Origin of the sequence: Negadavirga shengliensis (assembly GCF_042652345.1) — a bacterium.
In the GTDB taxonomy this organism is placed as follows: domain Bacteria; phylum Bacteroidota; class Bacteroidia; order Cytophagales; family Cyclobacteriaceae; genus Negadavirga; species Negadavirga shengliensis.
The window spans coordinates 1-4,135 of sequence record NZ_JBHSJJ010000035.1 but is presented as its reverse complement, the minus strand read 5'-3'; the positions used below and the strand labels follow the sequence as shown (position 1 = coordinate 4,135).

Annotated in this window: 4 protein-coding genes; all 4 read right to left on the bottom strand. The window is 46.5% G+C overall.

Annotation, left to right across the window (positions count from 1 at the left end):
• Positions 1-840: 840 nt before the first annotated feature.
• The 4 genes from ACFPFU_RS25515 to arr all read right to left on the bottom strand — a co-directional run bounded on the left by ACFPFU_RS25515 (position 841) and on the right by arr (position 3,546).
• Positions 841-1,176, bottom strand: coding sequence for a type II toxin-antitoxin system VapC family toxin (locus ACFPFU_RS25515; protein WP_377069557.1), 336 nt, complete (start codon positions 1,174-1,176; stop codon positions 841-843).
• Positions 1,146-1,403 (bottom strand): DUF6364 family protein, encoded by a 258-nt coding sequence (locus ACFPFU_RS25510; RefSeq protein WP_377069555.1) that lies wholly within the window; start codon positions 1,401-1,403, stop codon positions 1,146-1,148. The genes ACFPFU_RS25515 and ACFPFU_RS25510 overlap by 31 nt, the downstream gene beginning before the upstream one ends.
• A 1,330-nt stretch (positions 1,404-2,733) precedes the next feature.
• The gene (locus ACFPFU_RS25505; RefSeq protein WP_377069554.1) at positions 2,734-3,036 is read right to left on the bottom strand and encodes a DUF1330 domain-containing protein; all 303 of its coding nucleotides are present in this window, start codon (positions 3,034-3,036) and stop codon (positions 2,734-2,736) included.
• A 69-nt stretch (positions 3,037-3,105) separates the two neighbouring features.
• Positions 3,106-3,546: an NAD(+)--rifampin ADP-ribosyltransferase gene (gene arr / locus ACFPFU_RS25500; protein ID WP_377069552.1), complete on the bottom strand. Its 441-nt coding sequence runs from the start codon at positions 3,544-3,546 to the stop codon at positions 3,106-3,108.
• Between the last annotated feature and the right edge of the window lie 589 nt (positions 3,547-4,135).

The window sequence follows — 4,135 nt, the reverse complement described above, 5'->3', positions numbered from 1 at the left end:
TGAGCTGGATTTTAGTCGGATATCCCATATCTAGTCATATAACTAGATATAAAAATCAATAAAAAAGACCACAATTCCAAATTGCAGCCTCTTTTTATTTTATGTCTAGTAAATAGCCAAAGTCGAGCCATGGGTTTTAACCCATGGATCGGAAAACCCCAAAGCAGACCAGAGTCCCGTAGGGACGGCCGATATACAACAGCCCAAAACCGCCTGTCCCTGTGGAATTTAGAGAAAAGGGTATGATTTGACGGGTGGCAGGTTGAAACCTGCGGTTACCAGATTATCCGTGCCTGCGGCACCTGCAAGGGGTTTGGGTTCCAAAGGAGACTCTTTTGTTTTTGACGTTTTATAAGAAGATGAAACTCCTAAACGACCTTTCCTTGGGATTAACAAAAAGCTCCATAGGAGCAGCCGAACTATTAACCATGGGTTTTAACCCATGGATCGGAAAACCCCAAAGCAGACCAGAGTCCCGTAGGGACGGCCGATATACAACAGCCCAAAACCGCCTGTCCCTGTGGAACTTAGAGAAAAGGGTATGATTTGACGGGTGGCAGGTTGAAACCTGCGGTTACCAGACCATCCGTGCCTATGGCACTTACAGGGAACCCCGAGGTGCAAGCTAAAGGGCAACTTAAAATCAAATTATCATTGGGAAATCCGATTCCTTCATCTGAACCATTTCATAAAATCCGTGGCAATCAGTGAAACCTGTCCCGGACTCGTTTCGGGATCCGTGGACAATAACCCCGGTGATCAACCCGAAAGTTGATACCCCCCCTACAGGTCTCCACGACGAAGCCGCGGCCGGTGGATTGGCAATGGGATCATTCGCCCTCAGATGTGCGCAAAAAATTCCGAGGGGGTAAATACGGGGAGCAAAGGGGAAGAACGTTTGTAGTCTTTTGTATTTCTGGTGATGAAATAATCGGCACCATGGTGAAGGGCCGTATAATATTGCAGCGCATCTTCTTTGTCTTTGAAGTTTGAAGCCAGCGCTTCCATCATGACGGACTTTCCCCCTCCCACAACGCCGCAAGCCGCAATGAAATCCAGCAGTTTGGGCGCCGCATCCGGCAATTTGTAGATATCAAAAGAAAGGTAAATGAGATTGGCCATGCTGCTTTCGGAAACAAGCAATGCTACTTTGTCTTTCGATGCCATTTCAAGCAGCTTGACGGCCGTCGAAAAATAGGGCTTTCTTTTTGAAATGATATCAAAGGCAACATCTGAAGGAGTCTTTCCGCCGCCTTTTGAGGCGCCGTTTTTATCTCATTTGATCCCTCTTCTTCAAAAATCTCCTCAAACATCCGGGAAAGGGAAATCCCTTTCTCTTTCGCCCTCCTTTTGGCCGTATCGATGACGCTCTTTTTTACGGTAAGGGTCAGTTTCGTTTTCATGGAAGTTGCTTGTTTACACGTGTTTTTAACAAATATACGTATATTTAAAAACAGTACCAAACGGCCAGGTAACGAATTGGATATGAGGCTTTCCACATCAGGACGGTTCTACCTGCAAAAAGGTCTGATCAGAAGGGAAAGCGGACCGGTTAACTTTAGCCTGGTCCAAGATCGGCCGTCCCTACGGGACTTGGAGAGAAGCGTATGCTTTTGGAATCCGTAGGTTGAAACCTACGGTTATCAAGATCGTCCGTGCCTACGGCACTTAGGGGGCCGGGTTCCAAAGGAACCCCTGGGTATTTGATGTTTTACCAAAAGATGCAATCACCAAGTAATTTCTCCTCTGGATTCACAAAAGCCCCGTAGGAGCGCCCGATCTTATAACCATGGGTTTTAACCCATGGATCGGACGGCCCCAAAGCAGACCGGAGTCCCGTAGGGACGGCCGATATACAACAGCCCAAAACCGACTGTCCCTGTGGAACTTAGAGAAAAGGGTATGATTTGACGGGCGGCAGGTTGAAACCTGCGGTTATCAAGATCGTCCGTGCCTACGGCACTTAGGGGCCGGGTTCCAAAGGAACACCCTAGGTATTTGATGTTTTACAAAAAGATGCAATCACCAAGTAATTTCTCTTCTGGATTCACAAAAGCTCCATAGGAGCGCCCGAACTATTAACCATGGGTTTTAACCCATGGATCGGACGGCCCCAAAGCAGACCGGAGTCCCGTAGGGACGGCCGATATACAACCGTTCCAGATCGGCCGTCCCTACGGGACTTGGAGAGAAGGGTATATATTGGCTGTCCGCAGGTTGAAACCTACGGTTATCAAAATCATCCGTACCTAAGGCACTTAGAAGGAGTTCAGATTTCAGGGAAACCTGTGTATTTGATGTTTTTTATAAGACGGTATAACTTTCTAAATGAATTTCCTTCTGGATTCACAAAAGCTCCGTAGGAGCGCCCGATCTTATAACCATGGGTTAAAACCCATGGATCGGACGGCCCCAAAGCAGACCGGAGTCCCGTAGGGACGGCCGATATACAACCGTTCCAGATCGGCCGTCCCTACGGGACTTGGAGAGAAGCGTATGCTTTTGGAATCCGTAGGTTGAAACCTACGGTTATCAAAATCATCCGCACCTAAGGCACTTAGAAGGAGTTCAGATTTCAGGGAACCCCGGTGTATTTGATGTTTTTTATAAGACGGTATAACTTTCTAAATAAATTTCCTTCTGGATTCACAAAAGCTCCATAGGAGCGGCCGGTCCACTAACACTTCATAAAATTCGTGTCAATTAGTGAAATTAGTGGACAATAAACGCCCGTTACAACTTTATCCCCTTGATCAGCCAAACCGTTTTGATGGATTGTTCTTTCAGGTGGACGTATTTTTTCCGTTCCTCATCTTTGAAAAAATGATCCAGATCCGCCTCATCCTTAAATTCCACCAGGTGGATTTCATAGGGGGTTTCCATGCTTTGTTCAATGATGTTTTCCGGAGCCGGCCTGTACCTGAACAGCAGCCGGCCGTTGTATTTGGGGATCAAAGGCATGGCCACTTTCTCAAACTCATCGAAAGTCGCCTCCTGCCCGTCAAGAAGGTATATAAGCTGGGTAATGTATATCATTTCTTCATAGGTTTGGGTGTAGGATTGGTATCTGCTTTCAAATCAAAGTCCGTATTTAAAATTTGACTTTTACTCATCCTCTATCGCTTCAATCCCTTGGGCCTTCAGCCGGTCCAGTCCGTCTTTCATTGCCTTCACCTGTTCAGGTGAGTGGGGTTGCCAAACGGTCACTTCGCCCACCACTTTAAAAGGATGCTTAGAACGGTACGACATGGTGGGATTACCGGGGAATTTTTTATCTGTCAAATTGGGGTCATCCTCTATTGGCCCGGTGGGCTGTACCAGATATATCCGTTCACGCCCTTCACCTGAAGCAAGTTCCGCTCCCCAAATAGCAGCATCCAAGGTAGCTGTCAGATAGATGTATTTCGCTTTCTTCTTTTGCCCATAATTTGATTCAATACCGGTTTCTATAAAGTCGCCGATTTTCAAGTCCACCTTTGTACCATGGAAGTACGTCTGGGAAAAGGGGCTTTGGATTGACTGGTTGTTGCTTGTATTTTCTTCCATTGTCGGGCGTTTATGAGTATGTGTTTTGCATCACTGCGAGTAGGTAACCCGGCCAACGGGGAAAGCAGTCCCCCCTCTACCTACCCAATAACTAAAAGTAATTATCAAAAAATTGAATTACAAATTCAGAAGAATACAAAGGCGCAGTTACAAACTATGCCTAGCTTAAAAATAACATTAGCTTGGCTACTGGATGTAGAATTGAGCGACTGGGTGTAATTTGTAATTACATCCCTCCCATCCTTTTTGAAAACGGTAAAGAGGCATTTGCAATGCCGGTTTTTTTAACTCCACCTAGCAGGGGAGTCCGTCACTTCGGGAAGGCAATCCCGGCCAAACCGGGAAAGCAGTCTTTTTCTGGGCACTCTCGTCAATAGATTAGAAATGCCTGCGGGATAAAGGCAGCTGCGAAGGGCACAACCCGCGGAGCGGGTGAAAATATTGTAACCGGGGATTGAAATCCCCTTACTGGGTGTAATTTGCAATTACATCCCTCCTATCCTTTTTGAAAACGGCACAGAGGCATTTGCAATGCCGGTTTTTTAACTCCATCTAACAGGGTAGTCCGTCACTTCAAGAAGGTAACCCC

Coding starts and splice junctions, on each gene's coding strand:
- ACFPFU_RS25510 (WP_377069555.1), bottom strand. CDS start 1,403: ATGAAAACGAAACTGACCCTTACCGTAAAAAAGAGCGTCATCGATACG.
- ACFPFU_RS25505 (WP_377069554.1), bottom strand. CDS start 3,036: ATGATATACATTACCCAGCTTATATACCTTCTTGACGGGCAGGAGGCG.
- arr (WP_377069552.1), bottom strand. CDS start 3,546: ATGGAAGAAAATACAAGCAACAACCAGTCAATCCAAAGCCCCTTTTCC.